Below are 18,352 nucleotides of genomic sequence, written 5' to 3' on the forward strand. Positions count from 1 at the left end.
ATCGCGCGGCGCTGCCAGCAGTGACCGCCCATAAAAAAGCCCCGCATCTGCGGGGCTTTTTCTTGCAGCGCTGGATCAGCCGTTGAACACGTCATCCACCGACTGCAGCGGGTAGTGCTTCGGATAGGGCAGCGTTGCGACGCCGCTCTCGATCGCCGCCTTGGCTACCGCGTCGGAGATCACGGTGATCAGGCGCGCGTCCAGCGGCTTCGGAATGATGTACTCGCGACCGAAGGACAGCGAGATACCACCGTAGGCATCGCAGACGTCCTGCGGCACCGGCAGCTTGGCCAGATCACGCAGGGCCAGGGCAGCAGCAATCTTCATTTCTTCATTGATGCGGGTCGCACGCACGTCGAGCGCGCCGCGGAAGATGAAGGGGAAGCCGAGCACGTTGTTGACCTGGTTCGGGTAGTCCGAACGGCCAGTGGCCATGATCACGTCCGGGCGCACTTCGCGGGCCAGCTCCGGCTTGATTTCCGGGTCCGGGTTGGAGCAGGCGAAGACGATCGGATCGGCCGCCATCAGCTTCAGGTCATCCTGGCTGAGCAGGTTGGCACCCGACAGGCCGACGAACACATCGGCACCGTCCAGCGCCTCGGACAGGGTGCGCTTGTCAGTCTCGTGGGCGAACACAGCCTTGTACTGGTTGAGGTCATCGCGGCCGGCGTGGATCACGCCCTTGCGGTCGAGCATGAAGATGTTCTCGACCTTGGCACCCATGCTCACCAGCAGCTTCATACAGGACACGGCAGCAGCGCCGGCGCCCAGGCAGACGATCTTGGCTTGCGGCAGGGTCTTGCCGGCGATTTCCAGGGCGTTGAGCATGCCGGCCGCGGTGACGATGGCGGTGCCGTGCTGGTCATCGTGGAAGACCGGGATGTCGCACTGCTCGATCAGCGCACGCTCGATCTCGAAGCACTCGGGTGCCTTGATGTCTTCGAGGTTGATGCCACCGAAGGTGATGGAGATGCGTTTGACGGTGTCGATGAAGGCTTGCGGGCTTTCCGAGTCGACTTCGATGTCGAACACGTCGATACCGGCGAAGCGCTTGAACAGCACGCCCTTGCCTTCCATGACCGGCTTGGAGGCCAGCGGGCCGAGGTTGCCCAGGCCGAGAATCGCGGTGCCGTCGGAGATCACTGCCACCAGGTTGCCTTTGCCGGTATAGCGATACGCCAGTTCGGCGTCGCGGGCAATTTCGCGCACGGGCTCAGCCACACCTGGGCTGTAGGCCAGGGCGAGGTCACGGGCAGTGGCAGTCGGCTTGGTCAGTTCGACGCTCAGTTTCCCTGGACGGGGCTGGGCGTGATACTCGAGAGCGGCAGTTTTAAGATCAGACATGTTGGCTATTTCCGCTTTGCTGTGAAACGCAGGCGAGCGAGCATACGCAAGATGGCAACCGCCCACAAGGCCAGTCAGGCCCTGCCCTGCGGGGCAAATCAGCGCACCATTTTCAGCCAATCGCCCGGACGTGGTCGCCCATCCGGATAAAGTCCATTGAGTAGACGCAAGCGGACCAATTGGTCACCTTCGCCACTCATCTGCCTGCTCAAGTCTTCCAGGCTTTGCCCCGCCTGAAACTGCACCAGATGCAGGCGTCGCGGCTCGGTCAGCTTGCGCTCGGCAGCCTGCAGCGGACGGAAACTGCGCACCACCTGCAAGAAGTGCTCGTCTTCGCTCTCCAGCGAGGCACGCCCCTTCACCACACCGATGAACAGATAGGCCTGCTGGTCGCGCACGATCGCCGCCACCCGCCGCGCCGGCGTACCAGGCAATACGGCCGTGGCCACATCCAGATCGGCCTGGCGGAAGCTGTCTTCCTGCACCAGCTGCGCCCGCCCGGCGCGCTGCCGCAGGTATTGCGCCGCGCTCTGCCCCTGCGGCCGCGGGCCCATGCTCATGACCAGCAGCGCCTGCTGATCGGCACGGTGCATGATCAACGCCTCGGGCTGATTGACCAGGTCCCAGCCATCGGGAAACGCCAGGGTGAAATCCAGACCGGCATGATAGAAACGCTGACCACGGCGTACGCCGGCATCCGCCGAGTCACCGAAGACCATGCCATCGAGATGGCGCAGGTAGGTGTCCCGCCCGACCTCACCCTTTCCGGTGATCAGTGGCGTGGCCGACGCCACGACCTGGCGCAGGCGGGTATCGTTGTCCGGGTGCGTATCGAACAGGCCGTGGTAGCCGGCGGGCGGCACCTCCTGGCCCTTGGCCCGTGCCTGGTCGCGGGCGAAGTCTTCCTGGTTCTTCAGCACCTTGACCACCTCGATCATCGCCTGCGGGTCATAGCCGCTGCGGGCCAGGTACTGCGCGCCCAGGCCGTCCGCCTCCAGCTCCATGTCACGGCCATAGCCGCGCACGAACGCGCCACCCAGGGCGCTGGTCAGGTCGCCTGCTGCACCGACGCCGGTGCCCACGGCAACGGCCTGCCCGAGCAGCCCCCAGGCGGTCGACTGGCTCTGCTGACGAACGCTGTGCCGCGCGGTGACGTGACCGACCTCGTGACCGAGCACGGCGGCAAGTTCGGCTTCCGAGCTGAGGTAGGCCATCAGCCCACGATGGATATAGATGTGCCCGCCGGGTACGGCGAAGGCGTTGATGTCCGGCGTGTCGATCACCGTAAAGGTGTAGGCCAGGTTGCTGCGATGGCCGTGGCGCGCGACGCGCTCACCCACCGTCTGCACGTAGGCCTGCAGCTTCGCGTCCGGATCACGCGGGTATTGCTTGCTGATTTCCTGGCTGTAGCGCTGGCCCAGCTCGATTTCCTGCTGCTCGCTCATCATCACGAAATCGTTGCGCCCGGTGGCCGGGTTGACCGCACAGGCCGAGAGCAGCGACAGCAACAGGCACAGCAACGACAGACGCACGATCATGGTGACACCTCGAGCATGGCGGGATGGGTGAGCGACAGCATCCAGCGGGCTTGATGGGCTTTTACGCCGCCGCGGCGCGCGCGGTCAACCACCCAGCCGCGCGCGTCCACCCGCTGCCCGACCAGGCGCTGAATTGCAGCGACATCGAACTGGGCGAGCAGCTTCGGCTCGACCCGCAACACCAGCCCAGGCATCTCCAGCCACAGCCCGCCACGGTTACGCTGCACGCGCTCGACGCGCCCGCTGACCAGGGTGAAACCGCCGCGCTGCACGGCATCCGAGGCAATCACCTCGACCTGGCGCCACAGGCCCAGACGACCACGCCGCGCTTCGACCTCGGCGGCACGCTGGCAGGCGACCAGTGCATCGTCCTCGAACGCCACCTGATAGCCGAGCCCCTCACTTAGCAGCATGGCCTCGAGATTGCGTCCGGCGCCGTCATAGACATGCGCCAGCGTGCGGCCGTAGTGATCGCGGGCGCGCTCACCGAGACGCAGGCCGACCCGCTCATCACTGGCCACGACCAGCGCCTGCAGACGCTTGCGCGCCGCCTCCGCATAAGGCTCGGCCGGCCGGCCATCACGCGCACGCTCGGGCGCATTGATGCCGACCAGGCGCACGCTGCGACCATCGGCCAGGCGCAGCGTATCGCCATCGACCACACGCTCGACGCGCACCTGCGGCAACGCGCCCGCACTCGGGCAGAAGGCCCAACCCGGCAATGTGAAGAAGACGGAAACGAAAAAGGCGCCCACCAGGGACGCCTTTTTCAACAACGTGGAATGACCCATCGGGTCTTCCGTGCCTGCTCGGACGCTTACTTGGCGCCGAACACACCGAAACGCTGCTTGAAGCGATCGATACGGCCGCCGGTGTCGAGCACTTTCTGCTTACCGGTGTAGAACGGGTGGCACTCGGAGCAGACGTCCAGGCTCAGCGGCTTGGCCAGAGTGGAGCGGGTCTTGATCACGTTGCCGCAGCTGCAGGTAGCAGTGACTTCTTCGTACTGGGGATGGATATCGGCTTTCATCGCACTTTCCTCGGTTGGTGTGCCGCCACCTGGCTGTCTTGCCGGGTACCGCACGGAAATAGGCCGCGGATCATACCAGAGCGCGACGACCTTGCAAGCCGGCCCTGAATCTCGGCGACGTGCGGCCATGCTAGCATCGCCGCCTCGACGTGGAGTATTTCGTGCCCGACCCGATCTTGCGCCTTGCCCTGCCCTCCCCGCTGCGCCGCCTGTTCGACTACCGCGCCCCCGCCGGCGTGCCGCACGGCGCCCTGCAGCCGGGCATGCGCCTGCGCGTGCCGTTCGGCCGCCGCGAGATGGTCGGCGTGCTGATCGAGCTGGTCGAGCACAGCGACGTGCCCGCCGACAAGCTCAAGCCCGCGCTGGAACTGCTCGACCGCGCCTCACCGCTGCCCGCGCCGCTGTTCAAGCTGTGCCTGTGGACTGCCCAGTACTACCAGCACAGCCTCGGCGACACCCTGAGCTGGGCGCTGCCGGTGCTGCTGCGCCAGGGCGAGCCGGCCGAGGCGCGACAGGAGCGTTTCTGGTCGATCGCCACCGACGCCAGCCTCGACGACCCGCGCGTGGCCCGCGCGCCGCGCCAGCGTGAAGCGCTGCGCACCCTCGCCCAGCACCCGCACGGCGTGCCGCATGGCCTGCTGAGCAAGCTGCAGCTGAACAAGGACAGCCTCGACCTGCTGCTGGAGAAGAACCTAGTGCAGGTGGAGATCCGCCGCAGCGCCGCACCACAGCGCCACGGCACCTGGCTGGCGCAGCCGGAGCTGCCGCTGAACGCCGAGCAGCGTGCCGCCTTCAATGCCGTGCAGTCGGGCATGGACAGCTTCAACGCCTCGCTGCTGTACGGCGTGACCGGCAGCGGCAAGACCGAGGTGTATCTGCAGCTGATCCGCCACTGCCTGGAAGCCGGCAAGCAGGCACTGGTGCTGATCCCCGAGATCAACCTGGGGCCGCAGACCCTGGAGCGTTTCGCCCGCCGCTTCAACGCACGCATCGCCCTGCTGCATTCCGGGGTCAACGACCGCGAGCGCCTCGACGCCTGGCTGGCGGCGCGTGACGGCGACGCCGACATCGTCATCGGCACCCGCTCGGCGCTGTTCACTCCGCTGAAGAACCCGGGGCTAATCATCATCGACGAGGAGCACGACGCCTCCTATAAACAGCAGGAAGGCCTGCGCTACCACGCCCGCGACCTGGCCCTGGTCCGCGCCCGCCAGGAAAACCTGCCGATCGTCCTCGGCTCCGCCACGCCGTCGCTGGAAAGCCTGCACAACGCCCACGCCGGCCGCTACGCCCTGCTCAAGCTGACCCAGCGCGCCGGCGGCGCACAACAACCGCGCTTCCTGCGCCTGGACGTGAAGAGCCGCCCGCTCGACTCCGGAATATCCGGGCCGCTGCAACAAGCCATTGGCCAGACATTGGAAGCCGGCCAGCAGGTGCTGGTATTCCTCAACCGCCGCGGCTTCGCCCCGACCCTGCTGTGCCACGACTGCGGCTGGATCAGCCAGTGCCAGCGCTGCGATGCACGCATGACCCTGCACCAGCGCTCCGGCGAGTTGCGCTGCCACCATTGCGGCCATGTCGAGCGCCCGCCGCGGCAATGCCCGGACTGCGCCAAGGTCGACCTGCGCCCCGTCGGCGCAGGCACCGAGCGCGCAGAAGAGCGCCTGGGCATTCTCTTTCCAAAGATCCCGGTGCTGCGTGTCGACCGCGACAGCACCTCGCGCAAAGGCGCTATGGACAAGCTGTTCGCCACCATCCAGCGCGGCGAGCCGTGCATCCTGGTCGGCACCCAGATGCTCGCCAAGGGTCACCATTTTCCGCGGGTGACCCTGGTGGCGATCCTCGATGCCGACGGCGGCCTGTTCTCCGCGGACTTTCGCGCCAGCGAGCGCATGGCTCAGCTGATCGTCCAGGTCGCCGGGCGTGCCGGGCGGGCGGAAGAGCCGGGCAAGGTGATCATCCAGACCCATCTGGCCGACCACCCGCTGCTGGTCCAGCTCACCGAACAGGGCTACCCGGCCTTCGCCGAGCAGGCCCTCAGCGAGCGCCGTAGCGCCGGCCTGCCGCCCTTCGCTCACCTCGCCCTGCTGCGCGCCGAAGCGCACAAGCCGGGCCAGGCCGAAGGCTTTCTCGACGATGCCTGCAACGACGCCGAACAGTTGCTGCGTGAGTTGCGCCTGAGCGGCATCGAGCTGCTCGGCCCAGTGCCGGCACCGATGGAGCGCCGCGCCGGGCGCCACCGCGCGCAACTGCTGCTGCAGGCCAGCAGTCGTGCACCGCTGCACAAGCTGCTCGCCCACTGGCTGCCGATCATCGAGGCGATGCCCGGCGGACGGGCGGTGCGCTGGTCGCTGGATGTCGACCCGATCGACCTGTTTTAACCGGCGTTACGCGCGGCTAATCGGCCGCAGCGGTTGGCAAGGTCGGGACGGCCACGGATAATGCCCCGTTTTCGACCCGCCACGGCCGACCGAGCAGACCATGAAAGACACGATTCGCCACCTGATCCAGCAAGCCCTGAGCCGCCTCGTCGCCGAGGGCGTCCTGCCCGAAGGCCTGAGCCCGGTGATCCAGGTGGAGAACACCAAGGACAAGAGCAACGGCGACTTCGCCAGCAACATCGCCATGATGCTGGCCAAGCCGGCCGGCATGAAGCCGCGCGACCTGGCCGAGAAGCTGGTCGCAGCCCTGCCCGCCGATGACGGCATCAGCAAGGTCGATATCGCCGGCCCCGGCTTCCTCAATTTCTTCCAGAACAGCGACGCCCTGGCCCAGCGCCTGGAAGCGGCGCTGGCCGACAGCCAGCTCGGCGTGCGCAAGACCGGTGCGCAGCAGCGCGTAGTGGTCGACCTCTCGGCACCCAACCTGGCCAAGGAAATGCACGTCGGCCACCTGCGCTCGACCATCATCGGCGACGGCGTGGCGCGCGTCCTGGAGTTCCTCGGCGACGAAGTGATCCGGCAGAACCATGTCGGCGACTGGGGCACCCAGTTCGGCATGCTGCTGGCCTTCATGCAGGAACAGCCGGTCGACAGCGACGCCGAGCTGGCCGACCTGGAAGGCTTCTACCGCGCGGCGAAGAAGCGCTTCGACGAGTCGCCCGAGTTCGCCGACCGCGCCCGCGAGCTGGTGGTGCAGCTGCAGGCCGGCGACGCCGAGTGCCTGCGCCTGTGGCACCGCTTCAACGACATTTCCCTGAGCCACTGCCAGGCGCTGTACGACCGCCTCGGCGTCAAGCTGAGCATGGCCGACGTCAAGGGCGAGAGCGCCTACAACGACGACCTGGCCAACGTGGTCGCCGACCTCAGGGCCAAGGGCCTGCTCAGTGAGAGCGACGGCGCCCAGTGCGTGTTCATGGACGAGTTCAAGAACGCCGAGGGCAACCCGCTGCCGCTGATCGTGCAGAAGGCCGGCGGCGGTTACCTGTACGCCACCACCGACCTGGCCGCCACGCGCTACCGCGCCAACGTGCTGAAGGCCGACCGCGCCCTGTACTTCGTCGACCAGCGCCAGGCTCTGCACTTCCAGATGGTCTTCGCCGCCGCGCGCCTGGCCGGTTTCGTCCCGGCCAGCATGCAGCTCGAACACATGGGCTTCGGCACCATGAACGGCGCCGACGGCCGCCCGTTCAAGACCCGCGACGGCGGCACGGTAAAGCTGGTCGACCTGATCAACGAAGCCGAAGAACGCGCCTACAGCCTGGTCAAGGAGCGCAACGAGCAACGCGCCGAGCGCGGCGAAACGCCGTTCGACGAAGCCGAGCTGCGCGAGATCGGCCGTGTCGTCGGTATCGCTTCGGTGAAGTACGCCGACCTGTCCAAGCACCGCACCAGCGACTACAGCTTCAACTTCGAACTGATGCTGAGCTTCGAGGGCAACACCGCGCCCTACCTGCTCTACGCCTACACCCGCGTGGCCAGCGTATTCCGTAAGCTGGGCAAGGACGTTGCCGAGATCGGTGGGCAGATCACCCTGGTCACCGAGCAGGAGCAGGCCCTGGCCGGCAAACTGGCGCAGTTCGCCGACGTGCTCGGCGGCATCGCCGACAAGGGCACACCGCACTTGCTGTGCGCCTACCTGTACGACCTGGCCGGGCTGTTCTCCAGCTTCTACGAGAACTGCCCGATCCTCTCCGTCGAAGACGAAGCCGTGCGCAACAGCCGTCTGCGCCTGGCCGCGCTGACCGGCCGTACGCTCAAGCAGGGCCTGGAACTGCTCGGCCTGGAAACCCTGGAGCGCATGTAAGTGGCGGCGAAGAAGAAACCGGCACCCAAGCGCGGCGCCAGTCGCTACCAGGCCCCACCGAAGAAGCCGGTACCCGGCTGGGTATGGATGGTCTGCGGCCTGGTGATCGGTGGCTTCATGGTTTTCCTGTTCAGCCTCGAGCCGGGCAAGGATGGGGTCAAGCGGGTCAAACCCGAGGACGCCAAGCGCGCTGCCGAACCGGCGAAGAGCGACAGCAAGCCCGAGCCGGTCAAGCCCAAGTACGACTTCTACACCCTGCTGCCCGAATCCGAAGTGATCGTGCCGCCGGACGCGCTGCCGCCGGAAACCCCGGCCACGCCGCCGACCACGCCGGTCACCCCGGAAGAGGCGGCAAAGATCGACGCCGCCCGCGCCGAAGCCCTGCTCAACGGCGAGACACCACCGCCGCCGCCCGTGGTGGCGAAGGCGCCGGTAACCACGCAGTTCTTCCTCCAGGCCGGTTCGTTCCGCAAGCAGCAGGACGCCGACAAGGTGCGCGCGCAGGTGATCCTGCTCGGCCAGAACGTGCAGGTCGAATCCGGCACCGTGCGCGAGGAAACCTGGTACCGCGTACTGGTCGGCCCGTTCGCCACCCGCGAGCAACTGGCCACCGCGCAGAAACAGCTGGCCGCCAGCGGCTTCAGCAACCTGCTGCTGCAACAGCGCCAGAGCCGCTGACACCACCCGCTCGACATCCACGTAGGGTGCGCGAATTGCGCATGGCCTGCGCTGCCCACAGCGCACCCTACGTGACCCACACGGCCCGCAGGCGCCGTCAACTCCTGCAACAACACCCCACCTGCTGACGGCCAATTTGCCCGCCGCCGGTTGAAAAGCCGTGGCAGCCACCCCATCTGAGTTTTCATCCGGGCGTTTTTTGCCCCGCTGCGTGGAGACTCTCCCCTTGACCACCATCGTTTCAGTGCGCCGCAACGGCAAAGTCGTCATGGGCGGCGACGGCCAGGTGTCCCTCGGCAATACCGTCATGAAAGGCAACGCGAAGAAGGTTCGCCGCCTCTATCACGGCCAGGTCCTCGCCGGTTTCGCCGGCGCCACTGCCGACGCCTTCACCCTGTTCGAGCGCTTCGAAGGGCAGCTGGAAAAGCACCAGGGCCATCTGGTTCGCGCCGCCGTCGAGCTGGCCAAGGACTGGCGCACCGACCGTTCGCTGAGCCGCCTGGAAGCCATGCTGGCGGTCGCCAACAAGGACGCCTCGCTGATCATCACCGGCAACGGCGACGTGGTCGAACCCGAGCAGGGGCTGATCGCCATGGGCTCCGGCGGCGGTTTCGCCCAGGCCGCTGCCATGGCACTGCTGCAGAAGACCGATCTGTCGGCGCGCGAGATCACCGAAGCGGCATTGAACATTGCCGGCTCGATCTGTGTCTTTACTAACCAGAACCTGACCATTGAGGAGCAGGACTGCGCGGAGTAAGCGCGGTCCCTGTTGGAGCCCCACGAATGTCCATGACGCCCCGCGAGATCGTCCACGAACTCAACCGCCATATCATCGGCCAGGACGATGCCAAGCGCGCCGTGGCCATTGCCCTGCGTAACCGCTGGCGGCGCATGCAGCTGCCCGCCGAGCTGCGCGCCGAGGTCACGCCGAAGAACATCCTGATGATCGGCCCGACCGGCGTCGGCAAGACCGAGATCGCCCGCCGCCTGGCCAAGCTGGCCAACGCCCCGTTCATCAAGGTCGAGGCGACCAAGTTCACCGAGGTCGGCTATGTCGGCCGCGATGTCGAATCGATCATCCGCGACCTCGCCGATGCCGCGATCAAGCTGCTGCGCGAACAGGAAATGACCCGCGTGCAGCACCGCGCCGAAGACGCCGCCGAAGACCGCATCCTCGACGCTCTGCTGCCGCCGGCCCGCGCCGGCTTCAACGACGACCCGGCGCCGAGCCAGGACTCCAACACCCGCCAGCTGTTCCGCAAGCGCCTGCGTGAAGGCCAGCTGGACGACAAGGAAATCGACATCGAAGTCGCCGAGCAACCGGCCGGCATCGAGATCATGACCCCGCCGGGCATGGAGGAGATGACCAACCAGCTGCAGGGGCTGTTCGCCAACCTCGGCAAGGGCAAGAAGAAGAGCCGCAAGCTGAAGGTCAAGGAAGCGCTCAAGCTGGTGCGCGACGAAGAAGCCGCACGCCTGGTCAACGAGGAAGAACTCAAGGCCCGCGCCCTGGAAGCGGTGGAGCAGAACGGCATTGTCTTCATCGACGAGATCGACAAGGTCGCCAAGCGCGGCAATGTCGGCGGCGCCGACGTTTCCCGCGAAGGCGTGCAGCGCGACCTGCTGCCGCTGATCGAAGGCTGCACGGTCAATACCAAGCTGGGCATGGTCAAGACCGACCACATCCTGTTCATCGCCTCGGGCGCCTTCCACCTGAGCAAGCCCAGCGACCTGGTGCCGGAGCTGCAGGGCCGCCTGCCGATCCGCGTCGAGCTCAAGGCCCTGTCGCCGCAGGACTTCGAGCGCATCCTCACCGAACCGCACGCTGCGCTCACCGAGCAATACACCGCGCTGCTGCAGACCGAGGGCCTGAGCATCGAGTTCGCCGAAAGTGGCATCAAGCGCATCGCCGAGATCGCCTGGCAGGTCAACGAGAAGACCGAGAACATCGGAGCCCGTCGCCTGCACACCTTGCTCGAACGCCTGCTCGAGGAAGTCTCCTTCAGCGCCGGCGACCTGGCCGGGCAGCAGAACGGCACGCCGATCCGCATCGATGCCGAGTACGTCAACGGCCACCTCGGCGAGCTGGCGCAGGACGAAGACCTCTCGCGCTATATCCTCTGATCGCGATGGGTGGATAATGCCGGGCGTTATCCACCCTCCTGCGGACCCTTCCGATGCGCATGCCCACCGCGATCAAGCTGCATAAGGCCTCGAAGCTCCTGGAGCTGCAGTACGGCGAGCAGCGCTACAACCTCAGCGCCGAATTCCTGCGCGTGCACTCGCCTTCCGCCGAAGTCCAGGGCCACGGCAAACCCATCCTGCAGACCGGCAAGCTCGGCGTCGGCCTCGACCGCCTGGAGCCCGCCGGCAACTACGCCCTGAAACTGTGCTTCGACGATGGCCATGACAGCGGCCTGTTCACCTGGGATTACCTGTACCAGCTGGCCACCCGTCACGAACAACTCTGGGCCGATTATCTGGAACTGCTGGCACAGGCCGGCAAGTCCCGCGACCCGAACGAGTCGGTCGTGCGGCTGATGCTCTAGCTCGCACCTTTGCCCCCAACAGGACGATGTTAGGGCGCACTTTCTAATCCCCCTCGGCATACTCCCGCGCGCTGTGACAACAGCACGCGCGATCTTGCGCAAAAGCACAAACTCGGGTAACCAAGGAACTGGCAGGTTCCATGCATTTGGCTAAGCCACATGCGAAGTAAGCGCGGAGCTCGTTCCGCACCCGGTAACCCGAGCAGTACTTGCCCCTTCGCCCTGTGTCAGCGTGCACAGCAGCATGCAGGTATTCGTCTCAGGACAATGGAGCGTCGTAGATGACCCAGAAGAATAATGAAGACCTGCAACGCCAGGCCTCGGAAAACACCTTGGGCTTGAACCCGGTGATTGGCCTGCGTGGTAAGGATCTGTTGACCTCGGCACGGATGGTCCTGACCCAGGCCATCAAGCAACCCTTTCACAGCGCTCGCCACGTTACCCACTTTGCCTTCGAACTGAAAAACGTCCTGCTTGGCCAATCCGAGCTCAAGCCCGAGGACACCGATCGCCGCTTCGCCGACCCGGCGTGGAGCCAGAACCCGCTGTACCGTCGCTACCTGCAGACCTACCTGGCCTGGCGCAAGGAGCTGCACGACTGGATCGAGGACACCAGCCTCTCCGAACAGGACACCAGCCGCGGTCACTTCGTCATCAACCTGATGACCGAAGCCATGGCCCCGACCAACACCATGGCCAACCCGGCCGCGGTCAAACGCTTCTTCGAGACCGGTGGCAAGAGCCTGCTCGACGGCCTCTCCCACCTGGCCAAGGACCTGGTGCACAACGGCGGCATGCCGAGCCAGGTCAACATGGACGCCTTCGAGGTCGGCAAGAACCTGGCGACCACCGAAGGCGCCGTGGTGTTTCGCAACGACCTGCTGGAGCTGATCCAGTACAAGCCGATCACCGAGCAGGTGCAGGAGCGCCCGCTGCTGGTGGTGCCGCCCCAGATCAACAAGTTCTACGTGTTCGACCTGTCGCAGGAAAAGAGCGTGGCCCGCTTCCTCCTGCGCAACGGCATCCAGACCTTCGTGGTCAGCTGGCGCAACCCGACCAAGGCGCAGCGTGAGTGGGGCCTGTCGACCTACATCGAGGCGCTCAAGGAAGCCATCGACGTGGTCCTCAAGATCACTGGCAGCAAGGACGTCAACATGCTCGGCGCCTGCTCCGGCGGCCTGACCACAGCCTCGCTGGTCGGCCACTACGCCGCCCTCGGCGACCAGAAGGTACACGCCCTGACCCTGCTGGTCAGCGTGCTCGACACCAAGCTCAATACCCAGGTCGCGCTGTTCGCCGATGAGAAGACTCTGGAAGCCGCCAAGCGCCGCTCCTATCAGTCCGGCGTCCTCGAAGGCAGCGACATGGCCAAGGTCTTCGCCTGGATGCGCCCCAACGACCTGATCTGGAACTACTGGGTCAACAACTACCTGCTCGGCAACGAGCCGCCGGTGTTCGACATCCTCTACTGGAACAACGACACCACGCGCCTGCCGGCTGCCCTGCACGGCGAGTTCATCGAGATGTTCAAGACCAACCCGCTGACCCGCGCCGGTGCGCTGGAAGTCTGCGGCACGCCGATCGACCTCAAGCAGGTCACCTGCGACTTCTTCTGCGTGGCCGGCACCACCGACCACATCACGCCGTGGGACTCCTGCTACAAGTCGGCCCACCTGTTCGGCGGCAAGTGCGAGTTCGTGCTTTCCAACAGCGGGCACATTCAGAGCATTCTCAACCCGCCGGGCAACCCGAAAGCGCGCTACATGACCAACAGCGAAATGCCGCTGGATCCGAAGGCCTGGCAGGAAAGCTCGACCAAGCACACCGATTCCTGGTGGCTGCACTGGCAGAACTGGCTGGCCGAACGTTCCGGCAAGCAGCGCAAGGCGCCGACCACCCTCGGCAACAAGGCGCACCCAGCCGGCGAAGCCGCACCCGGGACTTACGTACACGAGCGTTGAGCGTGGCTGACCGCGACGACCTGACGCCCTTTACCACGCTGCACTTTGCGCAGTACTGCCCGCGGCACTCGGAGGTGCCGCTCGCTGCACGAGCCCCTGGCGGCTCGTGCAGTGCCTGCCCGCCCCATCGGCGGGTTACTGGAGAGCCGCGCTGGATGGCGGTCTTCCACGGATCAATCCACAGGGCTTAGCGCATGCCGCAACCATTTGTTTTTCGCACCATCGAGCTGGACGGCCAGACCATCCGGACCGCCGTTCGCCCGGGGACCAGCACCCTCACACCGCTGCTGATCTTCAACGGCATCGGCGCCAACCTGGAGCTGGTGATGCCCTTCGTCCAGGCCCTCGACCCGGACCTGGAAGTCATCGCCTTCGACGTGCCCGGCGTTGGCGGCTCGTCCACGCCGAGCACGCCGTACCGCTTCCCCGGCCTGGCTCGCCTGGCCGCACGCATGCTCGACTACCTGGACTACGGCCAGGTCAATGCCATCGGCGTGTCCTGGGGCGGCGCGCTGGCGCAGCAGTTCGCCCACGACTATCCCGAACGCTGCAAGAAGCTGGTGCTGGCAGCGACATCCGCCGGCGCGGTGATGGTGCCGGGCAAGCCCAAGGTGCTCTGGCGCATGGCCAGCCCACGGCGCTATATCCAGCCGTCCTACGGTGTGCACATCGCCCCGGACATCTACGGCGGCGCCTTCCGTCGCGATCCCAAGCTGGCCCTGGCGCATGCCAGCAAGGTGCGCTCGGGTGGCAAGATGGGCTACTACTGGCAGCTGTTCGCCGGCCTCGGCTGGACCAGCATCCACTGGCTGCATCGGATCAAGCAGCCTACGCTGGTACTGGCCGGTGACGATGACCCGCTCATCCCACTGGTCAACATGCGTCTGCTGGCGTGGCGCATTCCCAATTCGGAATTCCATATCATCGACGACGGCCACCTGTTCCTGGTGACACGGGCCGAGGCGGTAGCGCCGATCATCATGAAGTTCCTCCAGGAAGAACGGCAGCGTGCGGTCATGCACCCGCAACCCGCAGCACCTCTTCGCGGTCACTGATCGCACAACGGTAGTGCAACCGGGCCAGCCTGCCTCAAGGCGGTGCCCGCCCGGTTTGGTATTTTGTTTTGCGCGGCAGTCTGGAATGCCCTCCGGCGCGCTTTGGTATAAGCCTTGCTGTCACCCTGGCGTGATGGTTCGAAGACGGAGCTTGCCCCATGCGTGAAAAGACTGCACCGGGATCACTGCCGGTACCTGCAACCTTCATGAATGCGCAGAATGCCGTGGTCGGCGTGCGCGGCCGTGACCTGTTCTCGACGCTGCGCACCCTTGCCTTCCAGGGCCTGCGCCAACCCGCCCACAGCACGCGACATGCGCTGGCCTTCGGCAAGCAACTGGGCCGCGTGCTGCTTGGCGACACTCCGCACAAGGCGCACCCAAGCGACAGTCGCTTCGCCGACCCCTCCTGGCAGCTCAACCCGTTCTACCGGCGCAGCCTGCAGGCCTACCTGGCCTGGCAGATCCAGTTCAAGGCATGGATCGACGAGAGCGACCTGTCGCCGGATGACCGCACCCGCGCGCACTTCCTCTTCTCCCTGCTCAATGACGCCGTGGCGCCATCCAACAGCCTGCTCAACCCGCTGGCGGTGAAGGAGCTGTTCAACAGCGGCGGTACCAGCCTGCTGCGCGGCGCGCGCCACCTGTTCGACGACTTGCTGCACAACAACGGCATGCCACGCCAGGTCAGCAAGCACGCCTTCGAGGTCGGTCGCAATCTGGCCGTCACGCCGGGCTCGGTGGTGTTCCGCAACGAACTGCTGGAACTGATCCACTACAAGCCGATGACCGAAAAGCAGTACGCCAAGCCGCTGCTGATCGTGCCGCCGCAGATCAACAAGTTCTACATCTTCGACCTCAGCCCCGAGAAGAGCTTCCTGCAGTACTGCCTGAAGAACGGCCTGCAGTCGTTCGCCATCAGCTGGCGCAACCCCGACGGCCGCCACCGCGAGTGGGGCCTGTCGACCTATGTGCAGGCGGTGGAAGAGGCCGTCGACATCTGCCGCGCGATCACCGGCAGCAAAGACGTCAACCTGATCGGCGCCTGCGCCGGCGGCCTGACCATCGCCGCCCTGCAAGGTCATCTGCAGGCCAAGCGGCAACTGCGCAAGATCAGCAGCGCCACCTACATGGTCAGCCTGATGGACAGCCAGGTCGACAGCCCGGCGATGCTCTTCGCCGACGAGCAGACCCTGGAATCAGCCAAGCGCCGTTCCTACCAGAGCGGCGTGCTCGACGGCCGTGACATGTCCAAGGTGTTCGCCTGGATGCGCCCCAATGATCTGGTATGGAACTACTGGGTGAACAACTACCTGCTCGGCAAGGAGCCGCCGGCGTTCGACATTCTCTACTGGAACAACGACAACACGCGCCTGCCTGCCGCCCTGCACGGCGACCTGCTCGACCTGTTCAAGCACAACCCACTGCTGCGTCCGGGCGGCATGGAGATCTGCGGCACGCCGATCGACCTGGGCAAGGTCACCCTCGACAGCTTCCACGTCGCCGGCATCAACGATCACATCACGCCGTGGGACGCGGTATACCGCTCGGCCCTGCTGCTCGGCGGCAACCGCCGCTTCGTGCTGTCCAACAGCGGGCACATCCAGAGCATCCTCAACCCACCGAGCAACCCCAAGGCCACCTACCTGGAAAACGGCAAGCTCAGCACCGACCACCGCGCCTGGTACTACGACGCGCAGAAGAAGGAAGGCAGCTGGTGGCCCGAGTGGCTGGAGTGGGTCCAGCAGCGCTCCGGCGAACAGCACGAGACGGTGTTCAGTGTCGGCAACAGCAAGTACCCGCCGATGGAGGCCGCGCCCGGCACCTATGTGCACGTGTGCTGAAGGCTGAGCAAAAGCGCTGGCCGGGCACGCGCCCGGCCGGTTATCGTCGGCGCTCCCGCGGCCACAGAAAGCTCATGGAATGAAGACGCGCGACCGCATCCTCGAATGCGCCCTCGACCTGTTCAACCGACAGGGCGAACCCAACGTTTCCACCCTGGAAATCGCCACGGAAATGGGCATCAGCCCCGGCAATCTGTACTACCACTTCCACGGCAAGGAACCCATCATCATGGCGCTCTTCGAGCGCTTCCACGCCGACCTCACGCCCCTGCTCGACCCGCCCGGCGATGTCGAACTGGATGCCGAGGACTATTGGCTGTTCCTGCACCTGATCGTCGAGCGCCTGGCGCAATACCGCTTCCTGTTCCAGGACCTGTCCAACCTCGCCGGCCGCCTGCCCAAGCTGGCGCGCGGCATCCGTCAATGGCTCAACCTGCTCAAGCGCGCCCTGGCCACGCTGCTCGCCCGTCTCAAGGCGTTCGGCCAGTTGCAGAGCCAGACCCAGGCCCTTGGCCAACTGGTCGAACAGATCACCCTGACCCTGCTGTTCTCCCTCGACTACCAACGCATTCTCGGCGTCGATGGCGAAGTCCGCCTGGTGGTGTATCAGGTCATGATGCTGGTGGCGCCACACCTCGAACCCGAATCGCGTCACGCTGCCGAACGGATCGCCCAGCGCTACCTGGAGGCCTGAACAGGCACAAACGAAAACGCCCGGCACAAGGCCGGGCGTTTTCTCATTCCTGAATCGATCAGGACGGTGTAGCTGGCGTCACCGGTGCAGCTGCCGGAGCGGCGGCTGGCGCTGCTGCCGGAGCCGGAGTTGCCGGCTTGGCGGCAACGGGCTTGGCAGCCGGTTTGACCGCAGGCTTGGCAGCCGGCTTCTTCGCTACTGCGGGTTTGGCCGCAGGCTTCACAGCCGGCTTCACCGCAGGTTTCGCGGCGGCCTTGGCAGCCGGTTTGGCGGCTGGTTTCGCAGCAGGCTTGGCAGCTGGCTTCGCCGCGGGCTTGGCCGCTGCCTTGGCAACAGGCTTGGCGGCCGGTTTGGCTGCAGGCTTGGCAGCGGCTTTGGCGGCCGGCTTAGCAGCAGGTTTGACTGCCGGTTTGGCAGCGGCCTTGGCGACCGGCTTGACCGATTGGCCCGTGAGCTTTTCGATCTGCTTGGTCAGGGTATCGACCTTGGTCTGCAGCGATTTGACTTCATTGCGGCTCGGTACGCCGAGACGGGAAATCGCGGTATTCAGACGCTTGTCGAAAGCCTCTTCCAGCTCGTTCCACTTGCCCAGTGCCTTGCCTCGGACTTCGTCGACTTTCGACTTGGCCGAACCAACGGTGCTGCCAACGGAGGTTTTCACCGCGCCGACTTGCTTGTCGACTTCGGTCTTGGCCTGCTTCTCAGCTTTCTCACCGTCCTTGACCAGACCGTCGAACAGCTTGGTGCCGTCCTTGCTGACCTTGGAGTAGGCGCCGAGGCCTGCCAACCAGATCTGGCGCGAGTACTTCTCGATCTCGCCGATCCAGGAGCCAGCTTCCTTCTTCGCCGCGGTTTTCTTAGCTGCGGGTTTTGCTGCGGTAGTCTTTTTAACAGCCATCCTGCTCTCCTTATTTGGTACGCGCGACACGCTCAAGCAATGCATTCAACTCGTCCAGCTTAGCAGAGAGTGCCTCAACATCATGCTTGGAGGGAATCCCCAGGCGGTTCAGGGCGCTGGCTACACGATTGTCGAAGGCTTTTTCGACCTTGTCGAATTGCACTTCGACTTTTTCTTTCACGCCGAAGACGCTGCTCTTCACGCTCTCGATCTGGCCGGTGATCTGGCTGTTGGCAGCCTCGACCTGGGCGTTGACCAGTTGCTTGCCTTGCTTCTCGACGCCTTCACCGGCCTTGACCAGTTCCTTGAAGTATTCGCTGCCTTCCTTGCCTGCCTTGACGTAGGCACCCAGGCCAGCCAGCCATACTTTGTGGGCGTATGCCTTCACATCGTTCAACACTTTAGTGGATTCGACTTCGGCTTTCTTTTTAACGGCGACTTTAGCCATGGTGCACCTCACGCTCAATGTGATGAAAAAGTGGGTCCTGTGGCAGGACGTGAGCTGAAGGTAGAGGGAAA

General features: G+C 65.3%; 16 protein-coding genes. 10 read left to right on the forward strand and 6 right to left on the reverse strand.

Translation table 11 applies throughout. The features are described from left to right. Positions 1–75 precede the first annotated feature (75 nt). From IB229_RS07615 to rpmE, 4 genes are all read right to left on the reverse strand, one after another. The gene (locus IB229_RS07615) at positions 76–1,344 is read right to left on the reverse strand and encodes a malic enzyme-like NAD(P)-binding protein (protein ID WP_192326529.1); all 1,269 of its coding nucleotides are present in this window, start codon (positions 1,342–1,344) and stop codon (positions 76–78) included. 98 nt (positions 1,345–1,442) lie between these two features. Then, positions 1,443–2,882, reverse strand: coding sequence for a M48 family metalloprotease (locus tag IB229_RS07620; protein WP_192326531.1), 1,440 nt, complete (start codon positions 2,880–2,882; stop codon positions 1,443–1,445). Beyond that, positions 2,879–3,673: a thermonuclease family protein gene (locus tag IB229_RS07625; protein WP_192326533.1), complete on the reverse strand. Its 795-nt coding sequence runs from the start codon at positions 3,671–3,673 to the stop codon at positions 2,879–2,881. Before IB229_RS07625 ends, IB229_RS07620 begins: the two co-directional genes overlap by 4 nt. Positions 3,674–3,699: 26 nt before the next feature. Beyond that, on the reverse strand, positions 3,700–3,912 hold the full coding sequence (gene rpmE / locus IB229_RS07630; protein ID WP_192326535.1) for a 50S ribosomal protein L31: 213 nt from the start codon (positions 3,910–3,912) through the stop codon (positions 3,700–3,702). A 161-nt stretch (positions 3,913–4,073) separates the two neighbouring features. Here rpmE and IB229_RS07635 point away from each other — a divergent pair, with 161 nt between their 5' ends. The 10 genes from IB229_RS07635 to IB229_RS07680 all read left to right on the forward strand — a co-directional run bounded on the left by IB229_RS07635 (position 4,074) and on the right by IB229_RS07680 (position 16,935). Next, positions 4,074–6,293 (forward strand): primosomal protein N', encoded by a 2,220-nt coding sequence (locus IB229_RS07635; protein ID WP_192326537.1) that lies wholly within the window; start codon positions 4,074–4,076, stop codon positions 6,291–6,293. A gap of 100 nt (positions 6,294–6,393) precedes the next feature. Beyond that, positions 6,394–8,157 carry an arginine--tRNA ligase gene (argS, locus tag IB229_RS07640; protein WP_192326539.1) on the forward strand — a complete coding sequence of 588 codons (1,764 nt, stop codon included), beginning with the start codon at positions 6,394–6,396 and terminating at the stop codon, positions 8,155–8,157. Further along, entirely contained in the window at positions 8,158–8,835 is a 678-nt protein-coding gene (locus tag IB229_RS07645; protein WP_192326541.1) for an SPOR domain-containing protein, read from the forward strand. It begins immediately after the preceding gene. Between the two features lie 226 nt (positions 8,836–9,061). Beyond that, positions 9,062–9,592, forward strand: coding sequence for an ATP-dependent protease subunit HslV (gene hslV, locus IB229_RS07650; protein ID WP_192326543.1), 531 nt, complete (start codon positions 9,062–9,064; stop codon positions 9,590–9,592). A gap of 26 nt (positions 9,593–9,618) precedes the next feature. Further along, positions 9,619–10,959 carry an HslU--HslV peptidase ATPase subunit gene (gene hslU, locus IB229_RS07655; protein WP_192326545.1) on the forward strand — a complete coding sequence of 447 codons (1,341 nt, stop codon included), beginning with the start codon at positions 9,619–9,621 and terminating at the stop codon, positions 10,957–10,959. 53 nt (positions 10,960–11,012) lie between these two features. Continuing rightward, positions 11,013–11,384, forward strand: coding sequence for a gamma-butyrobetaine hydroxylase-like domain-containing protein (locus tag IB229_RS07660; RefSeq protein ID WP_192326547.1), 372 nt, complete (start codon positions 11,013–11,015; stop codon positions 11,382–11,384). Between the two features lie 281 nt (positions 11,385–11,665). Further along, positions 11,666–13,345, forward strand: a complete 1,680-nt coding sequence (gene phaC, locus IB229_RS07665) for a class II poly(R)-hydroxyalkanoic acid synthase (protein ID WP_192326549.1) — start codon at positions 11,666–11,668, stop codon at positions 13,343–13,345. A 194-nt stretch (positions 13,346–13,539) separates the two neighbouring features. Continuing rightward, positions 13,540–14,400: a poly(3-hydroxyalkanoate) depolymerase gene (gene phaZ / locus IB229_RS07670; protein WP_192326551.1), complete on the forward strand. Its 861-nt coding sequence runs from the start codon at positions 13,540–13,542 to the stop codon at positions 14,398–14,400. 158 nt (positions 14,401–14,558) lie between these two features. Further along, positions 14,559–16,241 (forward strand): class II poly(R)-hydroxyalkanoic acid synthase, encoded by a 1,683-nt coding sequence (phaC, locus tag IB229_RS07675; protein ID WP_192326553.1) that lies wholly within the window; start codon positions 14,559–14,561, stop codon positions 16,239–16,241. Between the two features lie 79 nt (positions 16,242–16,320). After that, the gene (locus IB229_RS07680) at positions 16,321–16,935 is read left to right on the forward strand and encodes a TetR/AcrR family transcriptional regulator (protein WP_192326555.1); all 615 of its coding nucleotides are present in this window, start codon (positions 16,321–16,323) and stop codon (positions 16,933–16,935) included. Between the two features lie 58 nt (positions 16,936–16,993). Here IB229_RS07680 and IB229_RS07685 read toward each other — a convergent pair whose 3' ends face one another. Next, on the reverse strand, positions 16,994–17,833 hold the full coding sequence (locus IB229_RS07685) for a phasin family protein (RefSeq protein ID WP_192326557.1): 840 nt from the start codon (positions 17,831–17,833) through the stop codon (positions 16,994–16,996). A gap of 10 nt (positions 17,834–17,843) precedes the next feature. Further along, positions 17,844–18,281 carry a phasin family protein gene (locus IB229_RS07690; RefSeq protein ID WP_192326559.1) on the reverse strand — a complete coding sequence of 146 codons (438 nt, stop codon included), beginning with the start codon at positions 18,279–18,281 and terminating at the stop codon, positions 17,844–17,846. Positions 18,282–18,352 lie beyond the last annotated feature (71 nt).

Source organism: Pseudomonas sp. PDM14, assembly GCF_014851905.1.
In the GTDB taxonomy this organism is placed as follows: domain Bacteria; phylum Pseudomonadota; class Gammaproteobacteria; order Pseudomonadales; family Pseudomonadaceae; genus Aquipseudomonas.

Excerpts from the sequence above, each read along its gene's own strand:
- IB229_RS07615 (WP_192326529.1), bottom strand. The coding sequence starts at position 1,344 with ATGTCTGATCTTAAAACTGCCGCTCTCGAGTATCACGCCCAGCCCCGT.
- IB229_RS07620 (WP_192326531.1), bottom strand. The coding sequence starts at position 2,882 with ATGATCGTGCGTCTGTCGTTGCTGTGCCTGTTGCTGTCGCTGCTCTCG.
- IB229_RS07625 (WP_192326533.1), bottom strand. The coding sequence starts at position 3,673 with ATGGGTCATTCCACGTTGTTGAAAAAGGCGTCCCTGGTGGGCGCCTTT.
- rpmE (WP_192326535.1), bottom strand. The coding sequence starts at position 3,912 with ATGAAAGCCGATATCCATCCCCAGTACGAAGAAGTCACTGCTACCTGC.
- argS (WP_192326539.1), top strand. The coding sequence starts at position 6,394 with ATGAAAGACACGATTCGCCACCTGATCCAGCAAGCCCTGAGCCGCCTC.
- hslU (WP_192326545.1), top strand. The coding sequence starts at position 9,619 with ATGTCCATGACGCCCCGCGAGATCGTCCACGAACTCAACCGCCATATC.
- IB229_RS07660 (WP_192326547.1), top strand. The coding sequence starts at position 11,013 with ATGCGCATGCCCACCGCGATCAAGCTGCATAAGGCCTCGAAGCTCCTG.
- phaC (WP_192326549.1), top strand. The coding sequence starts at position 11,666 with ATGACCCAGAAGAATAATGAAGACCTGCAACGCCAGGCCTCGGAAAAC.
- phaZ (WP_192326551.1), top strand. The coding sequence starts at position 13,540 with ATGCCGCAACCATTTGTTTTTCGCACCATCGAGCTGGACGGCCAGACC.
- phaC (WP_192326553.1), top strand. The coding sequence starts at position 14,559 with ATGCGTGAAAAGACTGCACCGGGATCACTGCCGGTACCTGCAACCTTC.
- IB229_RS07680 (WP_192326555.1), top strand. The coding sequence starts at position 16,321 with ATGAAGACGCGCGACCGCATCCTCGAATGCGCCCTCGACCTGTTCAAC.
- IB229_RS07685 (WP_192326557.1), bottom strand. The coding sequence starts at position 17,833 with ATGGCTGTTAAAAAGACTACCGCAGCAAAACCCGCAGCTAAGAAAACC.
- IB229_RS07690 (WP_192326559.1), bottom strand. The coding sequence starts at position 18,281 with ATGGCTAAAGTCGCCGTTAAAAAGAAAGCCGAAGTCGAATCCACTAAA.